Below are 24835 nucleotides of genomic sequence, written 5' to 3' on the forward strand. Positions count from 1 at the left end.
TCGAGACCGAGCGGACGACGCCGGCTGGCGCGCGCCTCACCGAAGGGGCAAGCCCGCACTCCTGCGCGGGCCAAACTCTCAGGTCGACCGGACGCCCCGTGCGTCCCCACGGTCAGATGACAGAGCGGGGAGGGTCCACGCACGTGGTGCGCCACCACGTGCGCCCTCGACCTCCAGGAGCTCGTCGTGACCACCCCCGCACAGCACCGCCCCCAGACCGGCCCCGGTGACGTCTTCGTCGACAGGCACGTCGGACCCCGCACAGGCACCGACGGCCGCGACGACGTCGCCCACATGCTCGGCCACCTCGGCTACGACTCGGTCGACGCGCTCATCGACGCCGCCGTCCCCGCCTCGATCCGTCTGGACGGCCCCCTCGACCTCCCGGCCGCGCGCACCGAGCCCGAGGTTCTCGCCGACCTGCGGCGCCTCGCGAGCCAGAACGAGACCCGCGTCCAGATGATCGGCCAGGGGTACTGGGACACCGTGACCCCCGCCGTGATCCGCCGCGGCGTCCTCGAGAACCCCGCCTGGTACACCGCCTACACGCCCTACCAGCCGGAGATCTCCCAGGGCCGCCTCGAGGCCCTCCTCAACTTCCAGACCGTCGTCTCCGACCTCACGGGGCTCGAGGTCGCCAACGCGTCGCTCCTCGACGAGGCGACAGCCGTCGCCGAGGCCGTCGCCCTCATGTGGCGCGCCGCCAAGAGGCCCGCGACCGCCGGTCCGGGTGTCGTCGTGCTCGACGCAGACCTCTTCCCGCAGACCCTCGCGGTGACCCGCGGACGCGCCGAGGCGATCGGGCTCCCCGTGGTCGTCGCCGACCTCGATGCCGGCTACCAGACCGGCGTCGACGCCGCGCTCGCAGCCGCCGGCCTCATGGACTCCGCTGTCGTCGGCCTCGTCGTCCAGCAGCTCGGCGCGAGCGGCCAGGCCCGCGCGCTCGAGCCCCTCGTCACCGCAGCCAAGGAAGCCGGCGCACTCGTCACCGTCGCGACCGACCTGCTCGCCCTGACGCTCTTCACAGCGCCTGGAGACGTGGGCGCGGACATCGCCGTCGGCTCCGCGCAGCGTCTCGGCGTCCCGCTGTTCTTCGGTGGCCCGCACGCCGCCTTCATGGCCGTGCGCAAGGGGATCGAGCGCATGCTCCCCGGGCGCCTCGTCGGCGTGAGCGTCGACGCCGACGGAGATGTCGCCTACCGCCTCGCGCTCCAGACCCGCGAGCAGCACATCCGCCGCGAGAAGGCCACGAGCAACATCTGCACGGCGCAGGCGCTGCTCGCGATCGTCGCGTCCATGTACGCCGTCTACCACGGCCCCTCCGGGCTCCGGGCGATCGCGGAGCGCGTGCACTCCCACGCGCTCGCGCTCGCAGACCGCCTGCGCGGCGCCGAGCTCGACGTCGAGCACGCGGTCTTCTTCGACACCGTCCGCGTCACCGTCCCGGGTGCCGCCGCCGAGGTCGTGGCACGCGCCGACGCCGCAGGGATCAACCTCTGGGCACCTGACGCCGACCACGTCCAGGTCGCCTGCGACGAGACCACGACCGAGGCGCACCTCGACGCCGTCGTCGAGGCCTTCGTCCCCGGCTCGAGCGCCTCGGGATACTTCGTCTCCGTCGGCGACCTCCCTGCCGAGCACCGCCGCAGCTCGGACTACCTCACGCACCCGGTGTTCCACACGCACCGCTCCGAGACGCAGATGATGCGCTACCTGCGCACCCTCGCCGACAAGGACCTCGCGCTCGACCGCACGATGATCCCGCTCGGCTCGTGCACCATGAAGCTCAACGCCGCGATCCAGATGGAGCCGATCTCCTGGCCCGAGTACGCGGGGATCCACCCCTTCGCGCCGGCTGCGCAGACCGCCGGCTACGCCGAGCTCATCAGCACCCTCGAGGCGAACCTCGCCGAGATCACCGGGTACGCGGCGGTCTCCGTGCAGCCGAACGCGGGCTCGCAGGGCGAGTTCGCGGGGCTCCTCGCGATCCGCAACTACCACCGCTCCCGCGACGAGGCCGGTCGCGACATCTGCCTCATCCCGGCTTCCGCGCACGGCACCAACGCCGCGTCGGCCGCGATGGCGGGCATGCGCGTGGTCGTCGTCGCGACCGCCGACGACGGCGAGATCCTGCTCGACGACCTCCGCGCCAAGCTCGAGCAGCACGGCCCGCAGGTCGCGGCGATCATGATCACCTACCCCTCGACCCACGGCGTCTACGAAGACACCGTCCGCGAGGTCTGCGACCTCGTCCACGCCGCGGGCGGTCAGGTGTACATCGACGGGGCGAACCTCAACGCCCTCGTCGGCCTCGCGAAGCCCGGCCAGTTCGGCGGCGACGTCTCGCACCTGAACCTGCACAAGACCTTCTGCATCCCGCACGGCGGCGGCGGCCCGGGTGTCGGCCCCGTCGGTGTCGCAGAGCACCTCGTGCCCTTCCTGCCGGGAGCAGGCTCGGCACCCGTCTCGGCAGCACCGGCCGGCTCGGCCGGGATCCTCCCGATCCCCTACGCCTACGTGGCGCTCATGGGACCGGACGGGCTGCGCCGCGCGACCGAGATCGCGGTCGTGTCGGCGAACTACCTCGCTGTCCGGCTGCGGGACGCCTTCCCCGTGCTGTTCACGGGACCGGGCGGTCTCGTGGCCCACGAGTGCATCCTCGACCTGCGTCCCCTCACGGCCCAGACCGGGGTGACGGCCGAAGACGTGGCCAAGCGCCTCATGGACTACGGGTTCCACGCCCCGACCCTGTCGTTCCCGGTGCCCGGGACCCTCATGGTCGAGCCGACCGAGAGCGAAGACCTCACCGAGATCGACCGCTTCGTCGACGCGATGCTCGCGATCCGCGCCGAGATCGACCAGGTCGCCGACGGCGCCTGGGCCCTCGCCGAGTCCCCGCTGCGCAACGCCCCGCACAGCGCGGCCTCCGTGGTCTCCGACGCGTGGGACAAGCCGTACTCCCGCGAGACCGCCGCCTACCCTGTGGCCGCGCTGCGCGCCGCGAAGTACTGGCCGCCGGTCCGCCGCATCGACGGCGCGAAGGGCGACCGCAACCTCGTGTGCTCCTGCCCGCCGATCGAGGCCTACGCCGACGACGTCGCCGAGCCGACCGAGACCACCCTCGCGCACGCAGCGGTGGGCGCATGACCCCGCAGCCTGGCCTGAGCGACCGCCCGACCACCCGCACCGCAGACGAGGACGACGCATGAGCACCGCACGCTCCACCCCCCTGCACGACGAGCACGTGGCGCTCGGCGCCTCGATGACCGAGTTCGGCGGCTGGATGATGCCGCTGCGCTACGGCTCGGACATCGCCGAGCACACAGCGGTGCGGACAGCCGCGGGCCTGTTCGACCTCTCCCACATGGGCGAGATCGAGGTGTCGGGCCCCGGCGCCGGTGCGGCGCTCGACCACGCCCTCGTCGGCTGGCTCAGCACCCTCGAGGTCGGGCGAGCCCGGTACTCGATGATCGCCCAGCACGACGGCGCCGTCATCGACGACCTCGTCGTGTACCGCACGGCTGACGAGACCTTCCTGGTCGTCGCGAACGCCGGCAACGCCGAGGTCGTCCTCGCCGCGCTCGAGGAGCGGGTGGCAGGCTTCGAGGCCCAGGTGACCTTCACGTCCCCCGAGGTCGCGCTCGTCGCGGTCCAGGGACCGCGGGCTGCCGAGATCCTGCTCTCGCTGACCGAGGCCGGCGACGCCGACGCGGTCTCGGGCCTGCGGTACTACGCGATCACCCCGGCGACCGTCGCCGGGACACCGCTGCTGGTGGCCCGGACCGGCTACACCGGTGAAGACGGCTTCGAGCTCTTCGTCGAGAACGGCGCGGCCGTCGCGCTCTGGCGGGCGCTGCTCGCCGCGGGGGAGCCGCTCGGGCTCGTCCCGGCGGGTCTCTCCGCTCGGGACAGCCTGCGTCTCGAGGCGGGCATGCCGCTCTACGGCCACGAGCTCGACCTCACGACGACCCCCTTCGAGGCTGGTCTGGGGCGGGTCGTCCGCCTCGACAAGACTGACGCCGACGGCGCGCCCGTCGACTTCGTCGGGCGTGCGGCGCTCGAGTCCCGCAAGGGCTCGCAGCCCGCACGCGTGCTCGTCGGTCTCAAGGTGCTCGGCCGCAGGCCGGCCCGTGCCGGGTACCCGGTCGTGGTCGACGCCTCGAAGCTCGACGTCGTCGTCGGTAGCGTGACCTCTGGTGCGCCGTCGCCCACCCTCGGGTACCCCGTGGCTCTCGCCTACGTCACCCCGGAGTTCTCGGCCGTCGGCACCGTCCTGGCTGTCGACGTCCGTGGCCGGGGCGAGGCCGTCGAGGTCGTCGAGACCCCGTTCTACAGGCGCCCGCGCGCCTGACCCTCAGTCCTGACCTGCTCGTCCCCAGCCTTCTCGCGCCAGACCATCCCCAGGAGAACCCCGTGTCGAACATCCCCGCAGACCTCACCTACACCGCCGAGCACGAGTGGCTCACGGCCGACAGCCCGGCGACCGTCGGTATCACGTGGAACGCCCAGGACGCCCTCGGCGACATCGTCTACCTCGAGCTCCCGGCCGTCGGCACGCAGATCGAGGCCGGGTCTGTGATCGGCGAGGTCGAGTCGACCAAGTCGGTCTCCGAGCTGTTCTCCCCCGTGAGCGGGACCGTCGTCGAGGTCAACGACGAGGCTGTCGCGAACCCGGAGATCGTGAACTCTGACCCGTATGGGGCAGGATGGCTCGTGAAGGTCGACATCACAGCAACCGGGCCGGTCCTCACCGCTGAGGAGTACACTGCGCAGGTCGCTTCGTAGGCTTTGGCAGCAACTTGCCACATGTCACCCCTTGTCGGTTCGGTGGATGATGTGTTGGATGACCTCAGGAGCGGATGAAAACACGCTCCCGAGGTGACATAGTGATCTTCGTCACAGCAGCGGTTCCATGGTATGGGTACTGAATGGCGATCTCCGTTCGATGTAGTTGATCACTGCACCGAACAGCCCGTCGGTCAGGACCATGCCGTGTAGGTGTCGACTCGGCTCGTCCGAGCCGGCGAGTGGTAGGGGGCGACCACGTGGCACCAGCTGTTCTTCACGCCTCGACCAGAAGTCGAAGTACCCGGGCACATGATCCAGAGTCGCTGGACCGCCGGGAAATGTTGGAGGAAGAATGACGACGACGGAGATCTCGGGATCCGCCAAGGTAGCGACCGGCTCGCTCACGCGACGTGAGCGTGTGGTGCTCTCCAACCTCACCGAAGAAGTGACCCTCGAGCAGATCGCCTCGAAGCTGTACGTCACGCGCAACACCGTGAAGTCGCAGGTCCGCAGCGTCTACCGCAAGCTCGGAGTCTCGACGCGCGCCGAAGCCGTCGAGTGGGCTCGCGCCGCAGGTCTGTACTCGACCGAAGATTGACCGGTCGCCCTCCGGGGCACCAGCCGTCTGCACGGCGGGTGTTCGCCAGGCGCGGACGCGTCACCCGCCGGACACACAGACCTGAGAAACTTGTCTGCATGCACAGACCTGTCCTCGTCGTCGCCGCTGTGATCGTCGACGACCTCGCGCGCCCGACGGTGTTCCTCGGCGCGCGACGGTCTCGGCCGGCCCACCTCGTGGGCCGCTGGGAGTTCCCCGGCGGCAAGGTCGACCCTGGCGAGACCCCCGAGCAGGGGCTGCACCGCGAGATCTGCGAAGAGCTGGGAGTGACCGTCGAGCTGGGCGACGAGGTTGTCGGACCCGACTCCGGCGGCTGGGTCATCACCGACAGGCACGTCATGCGGCTGTGGTTCGCACGGGTCGTCGACGGTGACCCCGCACCCCTGGTCGAGCACGACGAGCTCCGGTGGTTGAGCCCTGACGAGTTCTTCGACGTCCCCTGGCTCGACGGGGACGTGCGCATCGTCGAGCACATCGCCGGGTCCTTCGCGCGGGGTGCCGCCCAGCAGGAGACCGCCTAGCGGGAGCGCGGCTGTCCACCATCATGGACGGGCGTGTTTCCGCGGGCCGTCGCCCCCCCGTGCGTGAGGGCTACCAGGCGGAGGGCTTGTAGTCCTTGAGGAAGCAGCCGAAGACGTCTTCACCGAGCTCGCCGCGCACGATCGGGTCGTAGACCCGCGCCGCTCCGTCGACGAGGTCGAGGGGGGCGTGGAAGCCCTCTTCGGCCAGGCGCACCTTGGTGGTGTGCGGACGCTCGTCGGTGATCCAGCCCGTGTCGACGCTCGTCATGAGGATCTGGTCGGTCTCGAACATCTCGCGCGCGCTGGTGCGGGTGAGCATGTTGACGGCGGCCTTCGCCATGTTCGTGTGCGGGTGGCCCGGACCCTTGTAGCCGCGGGAGAACTGCCCCTCCATCGCCGAGACGTTGACGATGTAGGTGCGGTCGGCCTCGGCCTGGCGCATGGACTCACGCAGCCGGCTGATGAGGATGAACGGCGCCGTGCTGTTGCACAGCTGGACCTCGAGCAGCTCGAGGGCGTCGACGTCCTCGACGTTCTGCACCCACGAGTTCGTCGAGACGAGGTCGGGGACCAGGCCGCCGGCGTCGATCGCCGTCGCGTTGGCGACGCGCTCCATCGAGGCGGACCCTGCCGTCAGCGCCAGCTTGGTCAGCAGGTCGGCCGAGGTGACCGACGAGTGCGCGACGGCTGTGGACTCGGCCGGGACGCTGCCCTCGAGCGACGCCGGGTGCGTGTCGTGGCTGCGCCCGAAGGAGATGGTCTCGGGGAGGTAGCCCGAGGGGAGCTCGGAGTCCTCTGCTGCGGCGAGCGGTGCGTAGGCGCCGGGGGAGCGGCGCACGGTCTGCGCGGCGTTGTTGATGAGGATGTCGAGAGGTCCCTGCGACGCGACGTCGTCGGCCAGCGCGACGACCTGGGCGGGGTCGCGCAGGTCGATCCCGATGATGCGCAGGCGGTGGATCCAGTCGGCGGAGTCCTCCATGGCCTTGAACCTGCGGATCGCGTCGTTGGGGAACCGTGTGGTGATGGTCGTGTGGGCGCCGTCGCGGAGCAGCCGCAGCGCGATGTACATGCCGATCTTGGCTCGACCGCCGGTGAGCAGCGCGCGCTTGCCGGTGAGGTCCGTGCGCGCATCACGGCGTGACCTGTTGAGGGCCGCGCACTCGGGGCAGAGCTGGTGGTAGAACACGTCGACGTCGTGGTACTGCTGCTTGCAGACGTAGCAGGCCTGCGACTTGATGAGGCGTCCCGCGGAGTGACCTGTCGCGACGGGCAGCAGCTCGAGGCCCTGGGTCTCGTCGTCGATGCGGGTGGGGGCACCTGTCGCGGTCGCAGAGATGACGGCGTTGTCCGCCGAGCGGATCGCGTTCTTCGCGGTGTCGCGGCGCTGCTTCTTGACCGTCTTGTACAGACGGGCTGTCGCGCGCTGGAGCGCGATCTTGTCGGGGTGCTCCGGCTCGAGCTCGTCGGCGGCCTCGAGCACCCGGATGGCAGCAGCGAGCTCGGCAGGATCGATAGGCATGTGGACGATTATCTCCCGTCAGGCGGGGATCGGCGGCATCGCGCTGGTCACAGCGGTCCAGGGCCCGCGCCGTGGATGTGTCTCCAGGGTGCGCCGGCCATCGACGGCACGGCTGAGTGTGGTCGGGTGGTCCGCACGGTCCTGCGACGGCGTCGTCAGCGGTCCTTGAAATAGCGGAAGAGGTGCCGCTCTCTCGTCAGGACGAAGCCGAGGACCGATCCGAGGAGCGGCCCGGCCATCCCGGCGACCGCAGTGCGCGAACCGAGGACCGCGGTGTGCGTCGCGTCGAGGTCTCCGCCGAGCGTGGTCGCCACCACGATCGCCACAGCAGCGAGCAAGGTCGCTGGCAGCGTCCATGAGAGCGTCTCGAGCATGACGACCGCCCCGAGGTCTTGCCGCGTCGTGCCGGCGTGCAGCGCCGACGCCAGAGGAACGCGACGCAGCCGGACCGAGAGGTATCCGAGCCCGACCCCGATCCCGAGCACGCCCCAGGGCGCGAGCCGCGTGACCCGGGCATCGAGGCGCGACCTGCCGTCGAATGCTGTGCCGAGCGTGCTGTTGAGCTGCGTCAGCGCCGGGCTCCGACCAGCTGCGGTCTCATCGTCGGGCAGCAGGGTGGTCTGGAGCAGAGCGGGTGTCTGTGGAGACGTCGGCCAGATGTCGACCCAGCACTCGTCGAAGGCTGCAGCGTCGGTGGTCGGGACGAGAGCGGCGAAGCCGAGGCCCGGGCGGCGTCCGTCCTCGGGGTAGGCATAGACCCCAGCCACCGTCGCGGTCGTCTCGGAGGTCTGGAGCTCGCTCCCGGGGCGCACCGTCAAGGTCTGTGCTGCCTGCTCCGAGAGGATCACGCCAGCGCTGCCGATCTGCGTCCTCAGTACCTCGGGCAGACCGGGCGTGACCTCGATGACCGGGATCGTGGATGACGGGAGTGCCAGCGGGGTGAGCGACTCGGTCCCGGCACGGATTGCCCCTGCGGCCCGGACCCCGGAGACCGAGGCGAGGGCGGAGCACGCCGCGGGATCGATCCGGCCAGGTGCGTCGAGCGTGATGATCGAGGCTCCCGCGGCCTGGAACCTCTCGGCGGCAGCGGTGAGTTCCCGCACCGTCACGACGTCCGCTGCGCCGAGCCCGAGCACCACGGCTGCGAGGATCAGCGCGAACGTGAGGGTCCGGCTCGTCCCGCTGACGACGTCGCGCCACACCTCCCGCCAGATCGCCGCGGGGGTCATGGGCGACCGTCCTGGTAGTCGTGCAGGTCGATGTGGTCGGTGCACGCGTCCCGGGTCCGTGAGTCGTGCGTGGCGACGACCACGATCGTCCCCTCGGTGGCGATCTGACCCAGCGCCGCGTTCACCTCCGCGCCTGTCGCCAGGTCGAGCTGGGCTGTCGGCTCGTCCACCAGGAACAGGCTGGGACCTGCAGCGACGCCCCGCGCGAGCATGAGGCGTTGCGCCTCACCCCCGGACAACGACCGGAACGGCTGGTCGGCCACGCCGCCCAGCCCGAAGCGGTCGAGCAGGCCTGCCGCGTCGAGGTCGGCCGAGGCTGGCGCAGACCCTCGTGCCAGCAGCGGCAGTGCGACGTGGTCACGAGCCGTGCGTCCTGGGACGCCATGAGGGTTCTGGAAGACCCAGCCCACGCGATCGACACCGTCGTGGCGGATGCGTCCCTGGGTCGGCTGGGCCCAGCCGGCGAGCAGGCTGAGCAGCGTGCTCTTGCCGGAACCGGACGGTCCGGTCAACGCGTACACGCGTGCCGGGAGCAGGGTCTGACTCAGGCCACGGAACAGCCACGGGCCGTCGGCGAAGCGGTGACCGACAGCGTCGAGGGTCACCTGCATGCTGGGCCGGTCTCCGGGCTGAGCGCGACCAGGCTCGGCGACGTGGGGGTCTCGAAGGTCACGAAGGTCTGCCCGAGCTCGGATCCGACCACCTGGACGGCTGTAGGGATCCCGTCCCCGAGGACACACGCGGCCTGGCCGTCGAGGTCGTAGAGGGAGCCCGGTGGGACTGACGAGACGGTAACCGGCTCGGCGAGGGCCAGTCGACCCTGGATGGAGCTCTCTGCCCCGCGCACGGCCTGCAAGAACGAGTCCGACCCAGAGATGGTGGCTAGCGCCTCGGGCGAGGTCACCCGGCCCTCGTCTCCGACCGGCACTGTCAGGTCGTCGATCTCCAGGTTCCGTGCACCGGGGACGGCTCCGACGGGGAGCCGAGCCACGACGGCCCCTGTGAGCCCGCCGGTCAGTGTGGCCACAGGGTCGCCAGCCGAGACGACGCCGCCTGTGCTGCTGTCGCACGTGGACACGGTGACGGTCTCTCCGGGCAACCACAGCACTCGGGCCGCGCGGATCACGTCGCGGTCCGGGGCGGGGTCACCGGCGATCGCGAAGAGGTCGACGGTGGCGTCGAGGGTCGCGCTCCCGACGGTCCCGTCGACAGGCACTGACTGACCGAGCCGGGCCAGCTCCGTCTGGAGAGCGGTGACGTCTGGGCCTGTGGTGCCCAGCTCGAGGTCGCGCCACAGCGGGACGGTGGTCGCCAGGTTCAGCGTCTGCACCCCGTCGACGGACAGAGAGCCCTGACCGGACACCAGCTCCAAGCCTGCGGCGCAGGACCAGGTGGTGACTAGTCCAGAGGCCGGAGAAGACACCGACGTGTCGCCGCCGACGGTGAGCGCGATCTCGACCGTCCGGGGGTCGGTGAGCTGGCGCTCGGTCACCGGCACAGACCCGACAGGTGCGGCGCTCGCCAGCGAGGCAGGCGTAGCGGATGCCGAGAAGGCGACACCCGCGCCCGCGCCCAGAGCGGCGACCACTATCCCGCCGAGCGCGGCCAGCCCCGTCTTCACTCGTCGGTCACTGGTCATGCGCCCGGTGCCGAACCAGGTGCGAACAACCCGAGAGGGTCGTTGTTGCACAGCATGAATGCCGCCTGCCCGAGGCCGGCTGAGACGCTCTCGAGGAGGGGAAGGTCTCCGTCTGCGTTCGTGTAGTCCTCGGCCGAGAACGACGGGTCGACCACGCCCTCTCGCACCAGGCACGCAGCCAGGATCGTCGCTTCGTCGAGGTTCTCGGGGTTGCGTCTGACCCAAGAGTGCAAGGCGCCGACCGTATCCTCGCCAGATTCGGCTGAGCAGGTCGAGACGTGATCTTCTACGGATCCTTGCTCTGCGTCGTCGGGGGCGGTGAACGAGAACGCACCGTTGGCGTCGAACGTGATCTCGGTGATGCCGAAGGCAGTGAGACACCCGGAGAATCGGTCGCGCGTCTCCGAGAGCTCTTGATCGGTGATCAAGCCGTCCGAGAGGATGGTCCGGACGAATTCGGCAGAGGCTCCGGTGAAGGCTTCTGTGAACTCTCCGGCCCATGGGCCGCTGAATGTGGGCAGCTCCTGGGCTGTCTGGGCTGATTGCCCCGACGTGGCTCCGTCGGACGAGTCGCAGGCGGTCGCCGTGACGAGAAGCGCACACGCCAGAACGGCGGCCCGAAGGCCGCCGGACGGATGGGTGAGATAAAGGTCCATCAGATCTTGACGTCGAAACCATACGTCGTGGCGTTGGACCAGCAGGCGGTCTGCGACGACGTGCCTCCCTTGCCGACCCACACCGCGTACTTGTACGAGGTCCCCTTGATGACGTTGAAGTGACGTGCCGAGGAACAGGTGGAGTTCTTGACCGACCACCATCCGAGGTGGGTGACCGTGCAGGAGGCCGCTGACGCAGGAGCGGCGGTGATGACTGATCCGATGCCAGAGAGTGCCCCGGTCGACAGCGCTACCGCCGCGACGAGCCCGATCACACGAAGCTTCAGTACCATTTAGCCGCTCCGTCCGTGTTGGGTGATATCACGGACAGTATCTCGGAGAGGCTTTCGGGTGCTATGGGACTGAAGTCCTTATTTCTCGTCGGTGCGCGGGGCGGCACCCTCGCCGGTCGTCAGCTCCGCGTGCACCGTCTCGCCGGCGAGGACGAGGTAGAGCTCACGCCGTGCCTTCTCGAGGGCGCGGACGGCCTGGGTGGCCTGGTCCTCGGTCCCGGTACGGGCGATCTGGTGGGCGGCACTGCCGAGTGCCTCCATCGCCTCGCGGAGGGCGCGGGCGGGGTGGGCGGTCTGACCTGTGGCGCGATCCCACGGGGCGACGAGGTGCTCGCGGTGCTCTTCGACGTACGCCGTCCCCTCGGGTGTCAGGCTCGCGAGCTTGCGGCCCGAGTCGGCGGTGATGGTGATGAGCCCTTCGTCTTCGAGCAGGTTGAGGGCGGGGTAGATCGCGCCGGGGCTGGGCGACCACCGGCCGCCGGAGCGCTCGGTGATCTCCTGGATGAGCTGGTAGCCGTGCATCGGCTGCTCGCTGAGCAGCATGAGGATGGCACCGCGGATGTCACCGCGACCGGCTCGTGAGCCGGGGCCGCGGCGCGGCCCGCGCGGTCCGCCGTGACCTCCTCGACCGCCGAAGCCACCTCGGCCGCCACGGCCGTCGTGGTCGTCGTCGGCCCCGCCGCCGCGCGGTCCGCCGAAGCCGGGGCCGGACCCGCCCGGGGTGTCGCCCCGGTCTCTGCCGCCGGCACGGGCGAACCCGCCGCGGTGGCCCGGGAAGGGGGTGCCCTGACCGTCAGGGCGGGTGCGACCGCTCGGGCGGCCGTGGTGGTCGTGGTGGGCCTCGTCGGGCCTCTCGTGACCGTCGGGGTGGTCTGTCCGGTCGCGGCCCCACGGGGCGCGGTCGTCGGTCGTGGGGCGCTGTCCGCGCCAGGTGCGAGTGATGTCGGGACGCATGGAGGGTCTCCTCGGGTTCAGCCGTGATGAAGGTGGGGGGCGCGGTGCCGCGCTCGGTGCGGTCTCTGCGTCGCGATGACTGCAGGAGGACCGGGAGGGGGAGCCGGGGTGGATCGCCAGCTCGACCGATGAGTCAAAGATATATCGACGATATATCTTTGCCAAGGGTGCCGATGTGGAGATCGCGTGAGCACCGACGCACCGACGCACCGACGCACCGACGCACCGACGCACCGACGCGCCGACGCGCCGATCGGCCACCGGTCGGCGTGAGACGGGTGCAGTTCACGGTCGGGTCGGCAGATGAGGTGCCGTCGTTCGTACCCATGGCATTCGCTCTTGCACTCGCTGTCACGAACCAACCACCTAGTTGTGACACCCACCCCGGTCGGCGCTCCACGTCAAACCCTCGTGGGTCAGCAGAGTGGGAGGTCGTCGGTGACTTCCTGGGATCGTGACGCCATCCCTGCGCCGCGGTCGAGCCTGTACGAGCAGCTCGCCCGAGACGTCAGGGGAGTTCGGTAGGAGCCCCATGGTCACGCGACCTCACGAGAGAAGCGCAGCCGCAGACCATCCGGTGCGGCAGCGGAGGACGGCCACGGCCGACAACCCCACCTCGGTGGAGCAGGGACGACAGACACCATGAGCACGCAGAACACCTCGCACGGCCGCAAGCGCATGTACCTCGCCGCAGGATCTCTTGTCGGCGTCGCCGCGCTCGTGACGGCAGCCGCGTTCACCGACTTCGCCAACCTCAACCTCACCAGCGGCTCGGACGACTCCGGCATCGGTGGGAACAACCGCTTCAACATCCAGGTGGTGGGGACTGACGACGAGGGCACCCCGGTCCCCGGATCGTGGCAGGAGGCCGCCACGACGGAGGGCGTGGACATCACCCTGCCAGGCAGCGACCTGATCGCTCCCGGAGACACCCTCTCCGTCTCGATCCCGTTCCGCAACGAGAGCCCGGTGCTGGGCGCTGACCTGACCTTCACCCTCCAGGACCGCCCTGGCTCGACCTCCGACACGGGGATCGCCGACGCCTTGCGCTACACGCTGAGCGTCGACGGCACAGCGCTCGTCACGGATGTGCCCCAGGCCGCCGTGGCCGGCATCGCCCTGGGTCAGCTGCTGGCCGGAGAAGGCTCTGTCCTCGACCTGTCGGTCACCCTCCCTGACCAGGGCTCAGACGCCGCGAACAACACGCTGCAGGGGCAGGTCTTCTACGTGCAGGCGCACCTCGACGCAGCCTCGACGCAGCAGTGATCTCGGGCCGGGCAGCACCAGGGCAGGTGCTGCCCGGCCATCAGTCCGCCCGACGGAGAGGAGAGACCAGCCCGATGCACAGCACGGACGGGACCTGCGCCCCTGCACGCAGCGGGCGGGTCCGGATCATGGCTGCCGGTGGCGTCCTCGTGGCTGCGGGGGTACTGCTCTCGGCGGCCACGCTCGCCGACGTCGCCGACACCCTCGTCACGATGGACGGCTCTCGCAGCACCTTCGACATCCTCGTCGCCGGGAGCGCGACCCCGGAGTGGTCCCCCGTGCCGACCGACTGGCAGCAGGGGAACGTCGAGGCGCTCACGATCACGCTCTTCGACGGTCATGGTGGAGGGGCCCTCCTGGCTCCGGGGGGAGCGCTCGCGGTCCGTGTCGCGGCGCTCAACGCCAGCCCTCGGGTCGCCGCCTCGCTCAGCCTGACGATCGTCGACCCCGATCCACGGTCCGACGGCGTCGACCCGGTGACCGGGAACCGGACGGAGCTGTTCGACGAGCTCGTGTTCACGGTCCGTCACGGTGAGACCGTCCTGCTCGACCGGACTCCTGCACGCGACCTCAGCACCTACACCTGGGGCACTGCGCTGCCTGCGGGCGGGAGCACCGTCCTGGACGTGACGATCGAGATGCCGGCCACGCTCGGGAACGAGTGGCAGCTCGCGGCGACCGACGTGCAGTTCGCCTTCGTCGCGGTCAACGCATGAACCAGCCACCTCGCTCCGGTCGGACGCGTCTGGCCCTGGCTGGTGCTGCACTCGTCCCTGTCCTGGTCGGCGTCGCGATCACCACCGCGGCCTACACCGACAGGGCGGTGCTCACCCTCGGGACCGGTGCGGCCGGTTCAGGTCTGGGCAACCCCGCCAGGTTCGACATCGCTGTCCGTGGGTCCGACAGCCTGCTGCACGACGGGGCGTCGCCTCAGGAGGCCGTGGCTCTCACGCTGGAGAACGGTTCCAAGCTGTCCGAGAGCTCACCTGTGGACTTCGAGGTGGTGCTGGTGAACAGGGCCCCGGGGGTCTCGGGGGACCTCATCCTCGCCGTCTACGACCCAGATCCCGTCGCCGCCGACCTCTTCGACGCGCTCCGCTTCACGGTCTACCTCGACGGGGCACCTACCCCGGTCCTCGCCGACGCGCCCCCTGCGCAGGTGGTCGAGGAACGCCTGGCCTTCGAGGGCGTCGCGCCTGGTGAGGAGCGCCTCGTCACCGTGTCCGTGCTGATCGCCGAAGGCTCTGGACTGGATGTGGCAGGGAAGTCCACCCAGATCGGTCTGCTCGTGGACGGGCAGAGCCGATGAGCACCGCCCTGCGCAGCGCCGCCCTGCGCAGCGCCGCCCTCGGGCTCGTCCTGCTCTCGGTCGCTGCCGCCCCGGCATCGGCGGCCGACCTCATCGACCCGGGGACGACCACGGTCTCCCTCGAGGCGCCGGCGCCAGGGGAGTCTCAGTCCTTCGACCTGTCGGTCACGAGCGTGACAGAGACCGCGGTCCCTCTCGAGATCACGGTCCTGGACCTGTCGGGACGCCTGACCGGCGGTGCGGCTCCCGTGGAGCTCGAGCTGGTAGACGACCAGGGTGCGTCGGTCCTCCCGACGACGAGTGCCGCGGCACTGCCAGGCACCACTCTCGACCTCCCCGACCTCGCTCCCGGGTCCACCTATCACCTCACCGGCGTGCTGACCTTGCCGCTCGCCGCAGGTGACGAGTACCAGGGGGCGGGCGGAGAGCTCGTCCTCCGTTTCCAGGTCCCGACCGACCGTGCTGCCGACAGCGGTCCCCACGGAGTCGAGCGGTCCGCTGCGGTCCGCCCTCAGGAGCCCGGTCCGCTGCTGGGCCTCGCGAGCACGGGTGCACAGGTGTCAGCGGCTGGTGCTGCCCTCGTGCTCGTCCTGCTCGGATCCGTTCTTGCACGTCGTCTAAGGAGAAGCCCGAATGCTTGAGACGAGACGGCAGCACAGGCTGCGCTGGGGGGCTGGGGGCCTCGCCTCCTCGGCGCTCCTCCTCGTCCTCCTCCTGGTCTGGTCCACGACCACGAGTGCCGCCTACAGGGACCAGGTGCACGTGCAGACGGCATCTCTGGCGGCCACGACGGTCCCGCCGTCCCACGTCGGCCTGTCAGCGCACTCACGCATGTTCGACACGGGTCTGGGCCTCGGAGGGTCAGGCGACGTCTATGTCTGGGGCCGGACGAACCTCGGGATCAACGGCGGTGCGGCCAGCCCGGGAGTCTCCCGCGGAGCGCAACGGGTCCCTCTGCCGGCAGGTTCGATCCGTCAGGTGACCGGAACCTTCCAGAACGCCAACGCCCTCGACAACCAGGGGATGGTCTGGGGGTGGGGCTTCCTCCCTGGCCGTGACGGGACCGACGCGCTCAAGCCGAACGACACCCCGGAGCGGGTGCGGATCGACACTCCGTCGAACGGGACTGGGCCTGTGCTGGACAGGATCGTCACGATCTCCTCGACCGAGAGCGCCGCTGCCGGCATCCGCGACGACGGCACCGTGTGGCACTGGGGAGAGACGACAGGCTCTGGCGGGAACCTCGGTGCCGGTGCGAGCCAGGTCGTCGGGCTGCCAGACCCGTCCGTCCCAGGCAACCGTCCGGTCTACCTCAAGGGGGCGAACACGAACTTCTACCTGATGCTCGAGAACGGGGACGTCTGGTACTGGGGAGGGTGGCTCGCCAACAGCCTTCCTGCCGGGCTCGGCAGTGCCGACGTGACCCCCCGGCGGATCGTCGCGCTCGACCCGTGGACGAAGTCTCGGGTCGGGGCGGGTGAGCCCTACATCACCGCGGTCGACGGAGGGATCAACATGGGCGGAGCGCTGCTCTCGGACGGACAGCTCCTGAGCTGGGGACTCGGCTCCGCCTTCGTCGGCGGGCGTCCGGTGGTGAACGACCTCGCGGCGCGCGACCCGGGCATCGTGCCTGGGCTCTCAGGGATCACCTCGATGCAGTTCGGCCAGACAGGTGTCGCGATGCTGGACTCGGAGGGCCGGCTCTGGGGTTATGGGGCGCCGCTCGACAACGGCTACCTCCCCCTGGAGGTCCAGGTGATCAGCAGCGGGGTCGTGCAGTTCGCGGCAGGCGCAAGCTTCTTCATCTGGCAGGACACCGCCGGGCTCTTCTGGGGCAGGGGCTTCAACGTGGCAGGGGCGATCGGCAGCCCCGTCGGTTCGGGCATCGGCAACGGGAGCAGCGGAGGTCGGCTGGTCACCACCGATCTCACGGCGGTCGCCCGATGACGGGGCGAGAGAGGCTCCAGCCCCGCACGGGACGTCGTCGCCTGGGTGCGGCCACCGGGGTGCTCCTCGTCGCCGGGACGGTCGTCTCGAGCGCGTCGTACACGGACGAGGCGACCCTGGGCCTCGCCGGAGCGGGGATCGGGTTCCCGCACACCTTCGCGATCGGTGTGGTCGCTGCCGACGGGACGGCTGAGCCGGCGGACGGCGAGGCGGGGGTCGAGTGGCTGGTCGAGGGCGCGGGGACCCTCGTCCCCGGTCGGTCGGTGAGCACGGTCGTGCAGGTCTTCAACAACACGCCTACCCTCGACGCCGACACTGTGCTCGAGGTCGTCGCACGAGGTGGCGACGGGGCTGTCGCCGAGGCCATCCCCAACATCACACCCCATCTCCGGCTGAGCGCACAGGACCAGGACGGGGTCGTCCTGTTCTCCGACGTCCCGTGGGAGCAGGCACGCGGCTCGGTCGGGCGCCTGGTGGCACGGGGATCTGGATCTCTCGCTGCAGGGGAGCCCTACACCACCGGACCTGCAGGTTCCGAGCGGCAGATCACCCTGACGATCGACTACCTCGACGAGCCCGGGGTCGAGGCGCTCAACGGTGGTCAGGCAGCGCTCTCGCTCAGGATCGACGCGACATCGGTGACCCCGTGACGGGCGGCGCAGGGCTGCCGGCCAGGCACCGTCGGCCCACGCAGCCTCGTCGGTGGACCGCTGTGCGAGCCTTCGGCGCGGTCCGGTCGTCAGTGCTCACGGGCTCCGCGGTCCTGGGGGTCGCGAGCCTCGTCGTCTTCGTCGGGTCGATGATCTTCGGCGTCCGGCCCCTGGTGGTGGTCTCCGGGTCGATGGAACCAGCGCTCCCCGTCGGGTCCGTGGTCTTCTCGAGGAGCACCCCCGCTGCAGAGCTCGAGGTCGGTGACATCGTCACGGTGGAGCGCCCGCGCGACCTCGGGCTCGTCACTCACCGGGTCGTCTCGACCACCGCGGGTCCCGGCGGCTCGACCGCGCTGGTGCTCCGCGGCGACGCGAACACCGTCGACGACCCCGAGCCGTACGTCGTCTCGTCGGCGGGACGGCAGGTCTGGCACGTGCCGGGCCTCGGGCACGTCGCACTGTTCTTGCAGACCCGTGGTGGGCTGGCGGTCGCCGGGGCCGTCGCCCTCGTCGTGCTCGCGGTCTTCGTGCTCGACCCGGCACGCATGGCGGGCCGAGTGGAGGGCGATGGTCGAGGTGGCGTGGACCCGGGCCGTGATGACCCGGACCGTGATGACCCGGACCGTGATGACCCTGCCACGCGCCGTCCGGGAGGCGCTACAGGTTCGTGAGGGCGCGCTGGTCGTGCTCGAGGGCTACGCAGACCACGATGCGGCCGAGTTCGACGGCCCACCATCCGTGGCGGCGGTCTCCTCTGCCGGCCCCTGGAGAGCGTCCTGGCCCGGACAGACGCGGGACGACCGTGACGGTCCCGGTGAGCTCGATCCGTACCTGCAGGTCCACGAGCCTGGAGCAGCGCTGGTCTGACGCGGACAGCGTCTTGAAGGCCGCCTCCTTCGCGCAGAACTGGATGCGGTCCCAGGCGATCCCTGGTGACACAGCCGAGAGCGTGGCGAGGTCGTCGATCTCCGGTGGTCCGCTGACGTGCTCGAGGACCTTGGGCGGCAACGGTGCGTGGGGCTCAGCATCGATCCCCAGGCCTGCGAGGTCCCGCGCGTCTGCGACGACTGCCGCCGCGTACCCGCCGCAGTGGGTGAGGGAGCCGATCACCCCGACCGGCCAGAAGGGGCGCCCGCGGACACCCCGCGGGATGCCGACGGGGCGCACCCCGAGGCCCTCGAGCGCCAGGTGCCCGCAGCGACGCGCTGCCGCGAACTCGGCGAGCCTGGAGGGCACCATCCGCTCGGTCCCGTCCCTCTCGGGGCCGAGAAGGTCTGCTGGCGTCCCCGGGAGCGTCGTGTCGACGGCTGCGGAGCCCAGCGGTGCGACACGGCGGATCCCCGGGACGCCGTCGCCTCCGCGGCCATGGCCAGCCGTCAGACCGTCCTCAGGGTCTGCGTCGCGGCTCTGCGGAGGGCCTGTCACGTCCGCGCGCCCCCTCCGAGGTGGACGAGAGGTCTCGGCGCGGGCCCACCGGACAGGGACCGCAGTGACTCGCGGACGAGCGGGATCGGGACCTGGGCGTGCTCGCCGATGAAGAAGTGGTCCCCCGGGAAGGTGTGGACCACAGTGCGCCCCGATGTCGTCTGGTGCCACCCTGCCAGGTGCCCCGCAGGCACGAGAGGGTCCTGGGCTCCCGAGAGCACGTGCAGGTCTCCGGTGAGCGGGACGTCGTCAGCGCCCTGGCCCGGGACGTCGACGGCGAGCCGCAGGTCGGCTCGCAGGTTCTGCACGACCAACGGCCGCAGGCTCGGCCTGTCGACGAGCTCGGGCGGGATGCCGCCCCAGCCCACGACCTGCTCGAAGAGCTCGTCGTCGGTGACCTCGGCGTCGAGCCCGCGAGGGGGCCTCGCCCCTGGCCCTCGGCTCCCTGAGGCGAAGAGCACCCGGGGCCCGGCTGACGGGTCCTCGGCAGAGAGGACGCGCGAGACCCGCAGGGCGACCCGCGCTCCCATGCTGTGCCCGAAGACCGCCCACGGGCGGCCCGAGACGTGCCGCCCGACTCTCTCGGCGAGGTCGGCGACGAGCTCCTGCCGGGATGTCGCCGGAGTCTCGCCGGAGCGCGTGCCGCGTCCGGGGTAGTCGACGGGGACCACCTCGACCTCAGGCATCGCCGCAGCCCACCGCTCGTAGACACGGGACGCCGTCCCCCCGGCGTAAGACAGGCAGACGAGCGTGGTCCGGGTCCTCATGGGACTGCGACGCCGGCGCGGTCGTGCTCGAGCCGGAGGTCGATCGCGGCATAGTCCGCCCGCATGCGGGCGAGGGCCTCGTCCATCGGCATGACCACCGGGAACGCGAAGGTCGAGACGATCTCCTCCAGGCGCTCCTCCATCGTGCCCCGGATGGTCCAGAGTGGGATCTTCAGGTCGTCGATCGTCTGCGCGAGCATCTGGTCGCAGTACTCACGGAACTTCTCGTTCATCGGCCGGTGCCCGTCGTCGGTCATCGCGTGCTCGTTCTCGAGGTGCACGACAGCGTCGAAGGTGGACCTCACGTGCTGGCGGAACGCGTGACCGTACTGAGAGATCACCTGGTCGAAGAACCGCATCTCGTCGGTGAGGTCGGCGGGGTCGATCTCGTCGAGCATCTGAGCGGTCGCGCTCGGGTTCATCCCGTACCGCACCCGAGCCGCACCGTAGATCCACTCCTGGAGCGACGAACCGTCCGAGAGGAAGGTGTCGCCCAGGACTGCCTCGGCCACGGCGCGGCCGGTGTGCCGGCGCATCGCCAGCTGGAGGTACTCGGCCGGGGTGACTTCCGAGAGCCTCTTGCCCGGGACAGCCTCGGGCATGATCTCGCGGATGGTCTTGGCGAGGGTGCGGGGGATACCCGTGTAGTAGGACAGGGCGAGGACGGTCGAGGTCTTGCCCGACGAGTACGTCCCGGAGACAGAGATCTTCATGGTCGTTCCTTCTCAGAGTGGTGGAGGCCGGGTCGAGCACCCAGCGCGGGGTGGGCTACGGGAGCCTGTGGGCGAAGGTGCTGCGCTGCGTGATGCCTGCTGAGCGGGCCGTGAACTGGATGTTGCGCCACGTGGCCCCGTGGACCGTCAAGAGCTCGGCGCTCGTCACGTGCACACCGATCGGAGCAGGCTCGGACCTCTCGGGCGGGCTCTCGTCACGGGTGAGGGTGGTCTGCTGCATCCACAAGGTGGCTGACTCGGCCCTGGAGACCCCGTCCATCTCGTAGAGCAGCACCTGTGCGAGCTGGAGCGAGCTCACGAAGACGTCGACGAGCCCTGGGAATGGGCTCTCCTCGGCCTCGATGCCGTGCGGTGTGCTGCCGTCACGTCCTGTGACGTCGAGGACCGCCAGGGCGGTGAGCGCGCCGACGTCGGCGGTGACGCCGGTGATGTCCTGCTGGCGGCGGCGGTACCCGTCGCCCCAGAGTCGGGAGTGACCTTGGCCCAGGACGTCCTCGAGGGGGAGGGTGGTCCGGCGCACGTCGGTCTGCGGACGGTCCGGGTGGACCACCTGACACCTCACGCGCATGGCCCCGACGGAGGCGATGACGGTCGTCGTCGTCTCGCCGTCCCCAGGGCCGGCCACCGAACGCTTGATCGACGCCGACAACGGGATCGCATCGAGGTCCTCCTCGGGGCGGGTGCCGGCCTGGAGCACGAGCCCGGTGATGCGGGACCGGGCCCGAGCGTCGTCGTCGAGGCCCCGGGCCAGGCAGAGCAGCGCGTCGGCCAGCTGAGCCCCGACGAGCATCGTGTCGACCGTCGACAGGTGGGGCCGCAGGTCGCTCCCCACCTTCTTGCGGGACCAGTCGGTCGGGTACTCGACGCCGAGGACCCCGGTGACAGAAGAGCCGTCGAAGGTCAACGGTGAGTAGTCGTACCGCGCCCGCCTGTAGCCGGCCCCGAAGAACCTGGTCTCAGCAGGACCGAGATAGTCCTCGATGGTGGTGAAGGTCAGGACGGAGCCGTTCACGAGGCGTCCTCGGTCGGCTCGGGTTGCTCGTCCCGCGATGCCAAGGCTCGCTCGTAGGCCCCCACGAGATCACCGACGGTGTGGACGTCGACGATCGACGTGTCGCCCGAGAACGGGTCGAGCCCTGTCTCGTCCTCCAGGGCGATCACGAGGCGTGCCAGCATCAACGAGTTGAGGCCGAGGTCGCCGAACCTGTCGTCGGGACCGATGGGGTCGTCGTCCAGGGTGTCTGCCAGGAGGACGCGGATCTCCTCTTCGATGATGCGTGCGGTCGGGGTGTTGGTCAGCATGTCAGTCCTCCGTCGATGACGAGTGTTTGTCCGGTGATGAACGAGGCGGCGGGCGAGGCGAGGAAGTCGACGACAGCGACGACCTCCTGGACGGTCCCGAGTCGTCGGAGCGGTGTCCGGCGTTCGATCCGGGTGCGGTTCTCCGGGGTGACCCCGGAGGTCATGTCGCTGTCGAAGTACCCCGGGACGACCGAGTTGACGAGGATGTTCATCGGCCCGAGCTCGCGCGCCAGGCTCCGGGTGAAGCCGTCGAGCCCTGCTTTGGCGGCGGAGTAGACCGACACGCCCCGGTGACCGCGGACGGCGTTGATGGACGAGACGTTGAGGATGCGCCCACCGCCTGACACCGTCATGGCACGTGCGCACGCCTGTGCCACGAGGATCGGGGCGACGAGGTTGACCGCTACCAGGGAGTCCACCTGGCGGCGGGGCGTGGTGAGGAGAAGCTCTTGGTGCAGGTAGCCGGCGTTGTTGACGAGGACGTCGATCCGCCCGAAGCGCGCGACGACCGACCGGACGAGGCTCTTGGCCGCGTCGCCCTGCTCGAGGTCGACCTCGGTCCAGTGGAACCTGTCGGGGTGGTCCTGGAGCATCTGGGACGTGAAGTCTGTCTGCGTCCTGCTCGAGGTGGACACCCTGTACCCCTGGGCGAGGAAGCTCTCGACGATGTGCTGGCCCAGTCCTCGGCTGCCACCGGTGACGACTGCGACGGGTGGGTCGGCGCGGGTCATCACGCCCGCCTCTTCTTGAAGCGGTCCGAGTGGTGCGGACTGTCGACGACGACGATCTTCGCGGGCACCTTGTAGGCGTCGAGGCGGGTCCGGCAGTGCGCGTCGACCCGGGCACGCAGACCGCGTCGGTCCTCGGGCTCCACGAGCGAGACCACGGCCTGGACCACGTGGCCCGTCACGGGGTTCGCGAGCGCAGAGACCGTGACGTCGGCGATGTTGTCGATCTCGAGGAGGACGGACTCCACCTCGTTGGGGTAGACCTTCTCCCCGCCGACGTTGATCAGCTCAGACGTGCGTCCGAGGATGTGCAGGTACTCGCCGTCGACCTCGACAGCGTCCTGGGTGTTGAAGAAGCCGTCGTCGTCGAAGGGGGCTTCGGCGTTGAGGTACCCGAGCATGGCCATCTCCGACCTGATCCACAAGACGCCGTCGACGACCTTGTGCTCGAAGCCTGCGCCTCCGAGACGGACCCAGAGCGAGTCGTTCGCCCGCGAGCTCGTCGCCATGATGCCGAGCTCGGAGAGACCGTAGGTCTGCTTGAGGCGGACGTCGGGCAGGTCGGTCGCCATCCGTCCGAGCGTCTGCGGCGGCATGGGCTCGGTCCCGTAGGTGATGAGTGTCAGCGACGAGGTGTCGTGCCGGCGGTGCGCACCGTCGATGAGCGTCATGGTGAGGAAGGTCGGGGTGGTCGGGAGGACCTCGACCCGGTGCTCCGCGATCGTGGCGAACACCTGGTCGGGTGTGCGCTGAGGGATCGTGACGAGCGTGCCGCCCTGGCTGAGGGTGTGCAGCAGGGTGTTGATGCCCCCGATGTGGTCGAGGTTGAGGAACGACAGCGTCCGGTACCCGCGCCGCACGTCGAGGTAGCGGGCCAGGACCTTGTCGAGATCGAGGACCGAGGCCTTGGCGCGTCCGGTGGTCCCGGAGCTGAAGAGGACCAGACCGGGGTGCCCGAGGCTGCCGAGCCTGGCGTACAGGGGATGTGCGGCGGTGACGCCTGTCGACCTGTGGACGATCCTGCCGTCAGTCGGGCTCAGGGAGACGACACTCTCGACCTCGCCCACCTCGCGGAACTCCTCTGCCTTCGCGGCGGGGAGATCTGTCATGGGGACGCAGACTGCGCCGAGCGAGACCAGTGCCAGGAGCGCTGCCGCCGCCTCGGAGGAGTGGCCCGCCTCGAGGGCCACGACCCGTCCGGCGATGATCCCGTGGAGCCTGAGCTGGTCGGCGTAGGTGTCCACCTGGTCCGCGAGCTCGGCATACGTGGTGGACGACTCCGCATGGACGATCGCCTCGAGATCACCGTGGGTGGCGAGTCGGGCGAGAAGTGCGGTGATCATGTGGGGCTCCCTGAGAGGTGCTGTCGTGTGCGGGCCGAGGCGGGTGGTCGGAGCGAGGGGTCGGCGTCGACGTGTCAGCGTCCTGACGGACCGGAGACGAGGGCCACACCGCTGGGCCCCGGGTGGACCGCGCTGTCGGACAGGGCGATCGCGAAGTCGGCGTACGAGACCGAGCGGTCGAGGTGCTCCTCTTCGGCCACTCCGGGCGGGTGCGAGAGATAGCTGCCTGTGCGGGCTCCGTCGGGGGTGAACAGCGGTGGCGGGACCAGGTACGACCACGACAGGTTGTCCGGCTGCCCGGACTCGAGGTGGTCCCGGAGGAGGGCGTGGGCGATCCCCCGGGGAAGCGTCGTGACGGGGAACAGCGGGTGCTGCCAGAACCGCTCGCCCGACGAGAGGTGCAGGGCTCCGGCGCCGCCGACGGTGACCAACCGAGCCACCTGTGCGTCTGCGAGGCCGCGACGGATGCTCGAGTCGAGCGTGACGAGCCTGTCGGCACGGATGGAGCCAGGCAGGCGGACGGCGTTGATCGCGGCGTCGCACCCGCCGGCAGCCTCGGCGACCGACTCTGCGTCGAAGGCGTCAGCCGTCACGACGCTGGCCCTGGGGTCGAGCGGGTCGCTCAGCCGCGAGGTGTCTCGGACGGCTGCCACCACTTGATGGCCCGCGTCGAGCAGCTCGAGCGTGCAGGCCCGCCCCGAACGCCCCCCGGCTCCGAAGACGACCACGGTGCTCATGCTGGGTCCTTCGGCCGATCGGCACCGGAGTTCTGAGAGACCGACGGCGGGTGTGCTGTGTCGACGTGAGAGATGTGGGACATCACAGGCTCCTCTGGGTACGGGGGCTGCTGATCTCGACGGCAATCCCCTTGGCAACCGTCTGGTTGGGTTGACCATAACCCTCATAAAACACCCGTGCAACAACTTCCGCAGGAGTTCATTCAGGCGACTTCTTGTCACCTGAAGCGCTACTTCCTCTGTCGTCAGCTCTTTGTCTCTGGTCCTTGCTGCACCGGGACCAAGGTCTCGCGCGGAATGGTTTTAGAAGGGGTTGAATTTCGCGATCTCCGGTGGTGAGAATGCCGTGCCTGGACCCGTGGCAGGGCGTCGACACCACCCCAACCAACTGTTCGGTTGCCAACCGGAC

At 70.1% G+C, this 24835-nt stretch carries 27 protein-coding genes; 12 read left to right on the top strand and 15 right to left on the bottom strand.

What is annotated here, in order from left to right:
• Positions 1-186: 186 nt before the first annotated feature.
• The 5 genes from gcvP (at position 187) to ASG53_RS14160 (ending at position 5928) form a co-directional block, all read left to right on the top strand.
• Positions 187-3147 carry an aminomethyl-transferring glycine dehydrogenase gene (gene gcvP, locus ASG53_RS14140; RefSeq protein ID WP_056134712.1) on the top strand — a complete coding sequence of 987 codons (2961 nt, stop codon included), beginning with the start codon at positions 187-189 and terminating at the stop codon, positions 3145-3147.
• Positions 3148-3205: 58 nt separating this feature from the next.
• Positions 3206-4351, top strand: coding sequence for a glycine cleavage system aminomethyltransferase GcvT (gene gcvT / locus ASG53_RS14145; protein WP_056134715.1), 1146 nt, complete (start codon positions 3206-3208; stop codon positions 4349-4351).
• Between the two features lie 62 nt (positions 4352-4413).
• Complete coding sequence (gene gcvH / locus ASG53_RS14150; RefSeq protein WP_056134718.1) at positions 4414-4785, top strand: glycine cleavage system protein GcvH; 372 nt, start codon at positions 4414-4416, stop codon at positions 4783-4785.
• Positions 4786-5140: 355 nt separating this feature from the next.
• Positions 5141-5386: a LuxR C-terminal-related transcriptional regulator gene (locus ASG53_RS14155; RefSeq protein ID WP_056134721.1), complete on the top strand. Its 246-nt coding sequence runs from the start codon at positions 5141-5143 to the stop codon at positions 5384-5386.
• A 98-nt stretch (positions 5387-5484) separates the two neighbouring features.
• Positions 5485-5928, top strand: a complete 444-nt coding sequence (locus tag ASG53_RS14160; protein ID WP_056134725.1) for a (deoxy)nucleoside triphosphate pyrophosphohydrolase — start codon at positions 5485-5487, stop codon at positions 5926-5928.
• A 70-nt stretch (positions 5929-5998) separates the two neighbouring features.
• On the opposite strand, the gene ASG53_RS14165 is transcribed toward ASG53_RS14160, so the two are convergent.
• From ASG53_RS14165 to ASG53_RS14195, 7 genes are all read right to left on the bottom strand, one after another.
• Positions 5999-7447, bottom strand: coding sequence for an SDR family NAD(P)-dependent oxidoreductase (locus ASG53_RS14165; RefSeq protein ID WP_056134728.1), 1449 nt, complete (start codon positions 7445-7447; stop codon positions 5999-6001).
• Positions 7448-7602: 155 nt separating this feature from the next.
• The gene (locus ASG53_RS14170; protein WP_056134731.1) at positions 7603-8676 is read right to left on the bottom strand and encodes a hypothetical protein; all 1074 of its coding nucleotides are present in this window, start codon (positions 8674-8676) and stop codon (positions 7603-7605) included.
• Complete coding sequence (locus ASG53_RS14175) at positions 8673-9287, bottom strand: ABC transporter ATP-binding protein (RefSeq protein WP_056134735.1); 615 nt, start codon at positions 9285-9287, stop codon at positions 8673-8675. Before ASG53_RS14175 ends, ASG53_RS14170 begins: the two co-directional genes overlap by 4 nt.
• Positions 9278-10297 carry a peptidoglycan-binding domain-containing protein gene (locus ASG53_RS14180; RefSeq protein WP_156382818.1) on the bottom strand — a complete coding sequence of 340 codons (1020 nt, stop codon included), beginning with the start codon at positions 10295-10297 and terminating at the stop codon, positions 9278-9280. Before ASG53_RS14180 ends, ASG53_RS14175 begins: the two co-directional genes overlap by 10 nt.
• A gap of 14 nt (positions 10298-10311) precedes the next feature.
• The gene (locus ASG53_RS14185) at positions 10312-10971 is read right to left on the bottom strand and encodes a hypothetical protein (RefSeq protein WP_056134741.1); all 660 of its coding nucleotides are present in this window, start codon (positions 10969-10971) and stop codon (positions 10312-10314) included.
• Positions 10971-11264: a hypothetical protein gene (locus ASG53_RS14190; RefSeq protein WP_156382819.1), complete on the bottom strand. Its 294-nt coding sequence runs from the start codon at positions 11262-11264 to the stop codon at positions 10971-10973. The genes ASG53_RS14185 and ASG53_RS14190 overlap by 1 nt, the downstream gene beginning before the upstream one ends.
• A gap of 78 nt (positions 11265-11342) precedes the next feature.
• On the bottom strand, positions 11343-12218 hold the full coding sequence (locus ASG53_RS14195; RefSeq protein WP_056134747.1) for a PadR family transcriptional regulator: 876 nt from the start codon (positions 12216-12218) through the stop codon (positions 11343-11345).
• Between the two features lie 642 nt (positions 12219-12860).
• Here ASG53_RS14195 and ASG53_RS14200 point away from each other — a divergent pair.
• From ASG53_RS14200 to ASG53_RS14230, 7 genes are all read left to right on the top strand, one after another.
• On the top strand, positions 12861-13484 hold the full coding sequence (locus tag ASG53_RS14200; protein WP_056134750.1) for a hypothetical protein: 624 nt from the start codon (positions 12861-12863) through the stop codon (positions 13482-13484).
• Between the two features lie 74 nt (positions 13485-13558).
• The gene (locus ASG53_RS14205) at positions 13559-14200 is read left to right on the top strand and encodes a hypothetical protein (RefSeq protein WP_056134752.1); all 642 of its coding nucleotides are present in this window, start codon (positions 13559-13561) and stop codon (positions 14198-14200) included.
• The gene (locus ASG53_RS14210) at positions 14197-14793 is read left to right on the top strand and encodes a hypothetical protein (protein ID WP_056134757.1); all 597 of its coding nucleotides are present in this window, start codon (positions 14197-14199) and stop codon (positions 14791-14793) included. The genes ASG53_RS14205 and ASG53_RS14210 overlap by 4 nt, the downstream gene beginning before the upstream one ends.
• Positions 14790-15434, top strand: coding sequence for a hypothetical protein (locus tag ASG53_RS14215; protein ID WP_056134760.1), 645 nt, complete (start codon positions 14790-14792; stop codon positions 15432-15434). Before ASG53_RS14210 ends, ASG53_RS14215 begins: the two co-directional genes overlap by 4 nt.
• Positions 15427-16740 carry a hypothetical protein gene (locus tag ASG53_RS14220; RefSeq protein ID WP_056134763.1) on the top strand — a complete coding sequence of 438 codons (1314 nt, stop codon included), beginning with the start codon at positions 15427-15429 and terminating at the stop codon, positions 16738-16740. The genes ASG53_RS14215 and ASG53_RS14220 overlap by 8 nt, the downstream gene beginning before the upstream one ends.
• Positions 16737-17390 (top strand): hypothetical protein, encoded by a 654-nt coding sequence (locus tag ASG53_RS14225; protein ID WP_056134766.1) that lies wholly within the window; start codon positions 16737-16739, stop codon positions 17388-17390. The genes ASG53_RS14220 and ASG53_RS14225 overlap by 4 nt, the downstream gene beginning before the upstream one ends.
• 62 nt (positions 17391-17452) lie before the next feature.
• A complete protein-coding gene (locus ASG53_RS14230) occupies positions 17453-18061 on the top strand; it encodes a signal peptidase I (RefSeq protein WP_056134769.1) in 609 nt (202 codons plus the stop codon).
• Here the strand turns inward: ASG53_RS14230 and ASG53_RS14235 are convergent.
• From ASG53_RS14235 to ASG53_RS14270, 8 genes are all read right to left on the bottom strand, one after another.
• A complete protein-coding gene (locus ASG53_RS14235; protein WP_056134772.1) occupies positions 18048-18815 on the bottom strand; it encodes a 4'-phosphopantetheinyl transferase family protein in 768 nt (255 codons plus the stop codon). The genes ASG53_RS14230 and ASG53_RS14235 overlap by 14 nt on opposite strands.
• On the bottom strand, positions 18812-19582 hold the full coding sequence (locus tag ASG53_RS14240; protein WP_056134775.1) for a thioesterase II family protein: 771 nt from the start codon (positions 19580-19582) through the stop codon (positions 18812-18814). Before ASG53_RS14240 ends, ASG53_RS14235 begins: the two co-directional genes overlap by 4 nt.
• Positions 19579-20295 carry an AAA family ATPase gene (locus ASG53_RS14245; RefSeq protein WP_082544085.1) on the bottom strand — a complete coding sequence of 239 codons (717 nt, stop codon included), beginning with the start codon at positions 20293-20295 and terminating at the stop codon, positions 19579-19581. Before ASG53_RS14245 ends, ASG53_RS14240 begins: the two co-directional genes overlap by 4 nt.
• A 55-nt stretch (positions 20296-20350) precedes the next feature.
• Entirely contained in the window at positions 20351-21328 is a 978-nt protein-coding gene (locus tag ASG53_RS14250; protein WP_056134779.1) for an AvrD family protein, read from the bottom strand.
• Entirely contained in the window at positions 21325-21618 is a 294-nt protein-coding gene (locus ASG53_RS14255) for an acyl carrier protein (protein ID WP_056134782.1), read from the bottom strand. Before ASG53_RS14255 ends, ASG53_RS14250 begins: the two co-directional genes overlap by 4 nt.
• Positions 21612-22349, bottom strand: a complete 738-nt coding sequence (locus ASG53_RS14260) for an SDR family NAD(P)-dependent oxidoreductase (protein WP_056134785.1) — start codon at positions 22347-22349, stop codon at positions 21612-21614. The genes ASG53_RS14255 and ASG53_RS14260 overlap by 7 nt, the downstream gene beginning before the upstream one ends.
• Entirely contained in the window at positions 22349-23689 is a 1341-nt protein-coding gene (locus ASG53_RS14265) for a class I adenylate-forming enzyme family protein (protein WP_056134788.1), read from the bottom strand. Before ASG53_RS14265 ends, ASG53_RS14260 begins: the two co-directional genes overlap by 1 nt.
• Before the next feature lie 74 nt (positions 23690-23763).
• Entirely contained in the window at positions 23764-24426 is a 663-nt protein-coding gene (locus ASG53_RS14270) for an NAD(P)-dependent oxidoreductase (RefSeq protein WP_056134791.1), read from the bottom strand.
• Positions 24427-24835 lie beyond the last annotated feature (409 nt).

The organism is Sanguibacter sp. Leaf3, from assembly GCF_001425965.1.
Classification (GTDB): Bacteria; Actinomycetota; Actinomycetes; order Actinomycetales; family Cellulomonadaceae; genus Sanguibacter; species Sanguibacter inulinus.

Bases quoted from the DNA above. Each gene is read 5' to 3' on its own strand.
- gcvT (WP_056134715.1), top strand. From the start codon at position 3,206: ATGAGCACCGCACGCTCCACCCCCCTGCACGACGAGCACGTGGCGCTC.
- ASG53_RS14155 (WP_056134721.1), top strand. From the start codon at position 5,141: ATGACGACGACGGAGATCTCGGGATCCGCCAAGGTAGCGACCGGCTCG.
- ASG53_RS14160 (WP_056134725.1), top strand. From the start codon at position 5,485: ATGCACAGACCTGTCCTCGTCGTCGCCGCTGTGATCGTCGACGACCTC.
- ASG53_RS14165 (WP_056134728.1), bottom strand. From the start codon at position 7,447: ATGCCTATCGATCCTGCCGAGCTCGCTGCTGCCATCCGGGTGCTCGAG.
- ASG53_RS14170 (WP_056134731.1), bottom strand. From the start codon at position 8,676: ATGACCCCCGCGGCGATCTGGCGGGAGGTGTGGCGCGACGTCGTCAGC.
- ASG53_RS14175 (WP_056134735.1), bottom strand. From the start codon at position 9,287: ATGCAGGTGACCCTCGACGCTGTCGGTCACCGCTTCGCCGACGGCCCG.
- ASG53_RS14185 (WP_056134741.1), bottom strand. From the start codon at position 10,971: ATGGACCTTTATCTCACCCATCCGTCCGGCGGCCTTCGGGCCGCCGTT.
- ASG53_RS14190 (WP_156382819.1), bottom strand. From the start codon at position 11,264: ATGGTACTGAAGCTTCGTGTGATCGGGCTCGTCGCGGCGGTAGCGCTG.
- ASG53_RS14195 (WP_056134747.1), bottom strand. From the start codon at position 12,218: ATGCGTCCCGACATCACTCGCACCTGGCGCGGACAGCGCCCCACGACC.
- ASG53_RS14200 (WP_056134750.1), top strand. From the start codon at position 12,861: ATGAGCACGCAGAACACCTCGCACGGCCGCAAGCGCATGTACCTCGCC.
- ASG53_RS14205 (WP_056134752.1), top strand. From the start codon at position 13,559: ATGCACAGCACGGACGGGACCTGCGCCCCTGCACGCAGCGGGCGGGTC.
- ASG53_RS14210 (WP_056134757.1), top strand. From the start codon at position 14,197: ATGAACCAGCCACCTCGCTCCGGTCGGACGCGTCTGGCCCTGGCTGGT.
- ASG53_RS14215 (WP_056134760.1), top strand. From the start codon at position 14,790: ATGAGCACCGCCCTGCGCAGCGCCGCCCTGCGCAGCGCCGCCCTCGGG.
- ASG53_RS14220 (WP_056134763.1), top strand. From the start codon at position 15,427: ATGCTTGAGACGAGACGGCAGCACAGGCTGCGCTGGGGGGCTGGGGGC.
- ASG53_RS14225 (WP_056134766.1), top strand. From the start codon at position 16,737: ATGACGGGGCGAGAGAGGCTCCAGCCCCGCACGGGACGTCGTCGCCTG.
- ASG53_RS14240 (WP_056134775.1), bottom strand. From the start codon at position 19,582: ATGAGGACCCGGACCACGCTCGTCTGCCTGTCTTACGCCGGGGGGACG.
- ASG53_RS14245 (WP_082544085.1), bottom strand. From the start codon at position 20,295: ATGAAGATCTCTGTCTCCGGGACGTACTCGTCGGGCAAGACCTCGACC.
- ASG53_RS14255 (WP_056134782.1), bottom strand. From the start codon at position 21,618: ATGCTGACCAACACCCCGACCGCACGCATCATCGAAGAGGAGATCCGC.
- ASG53_RS14260 (WP_056134785.1), bottom strand. From the start codon at position 22,349: ATGACCCGCGCCGACCCACCCGTCGCAGTCGTCACCGGTGGCAGCCGA.
- ASG53_RS14265 (WP_056134788.1), bottom strand. From the start codon at position 23,689: ATGATCACCGCACTTCTCGCCCGACTCGCCACCCACGGTGATCTCGAG.
- ASG53_RS14270 (WP_056134791.1), bottom strand. From the start codon at position 24,426: ATGAGCACCGTGGTCGTCTTCGGAGCCGGGGGGCGTTCGGGGCGGGCC.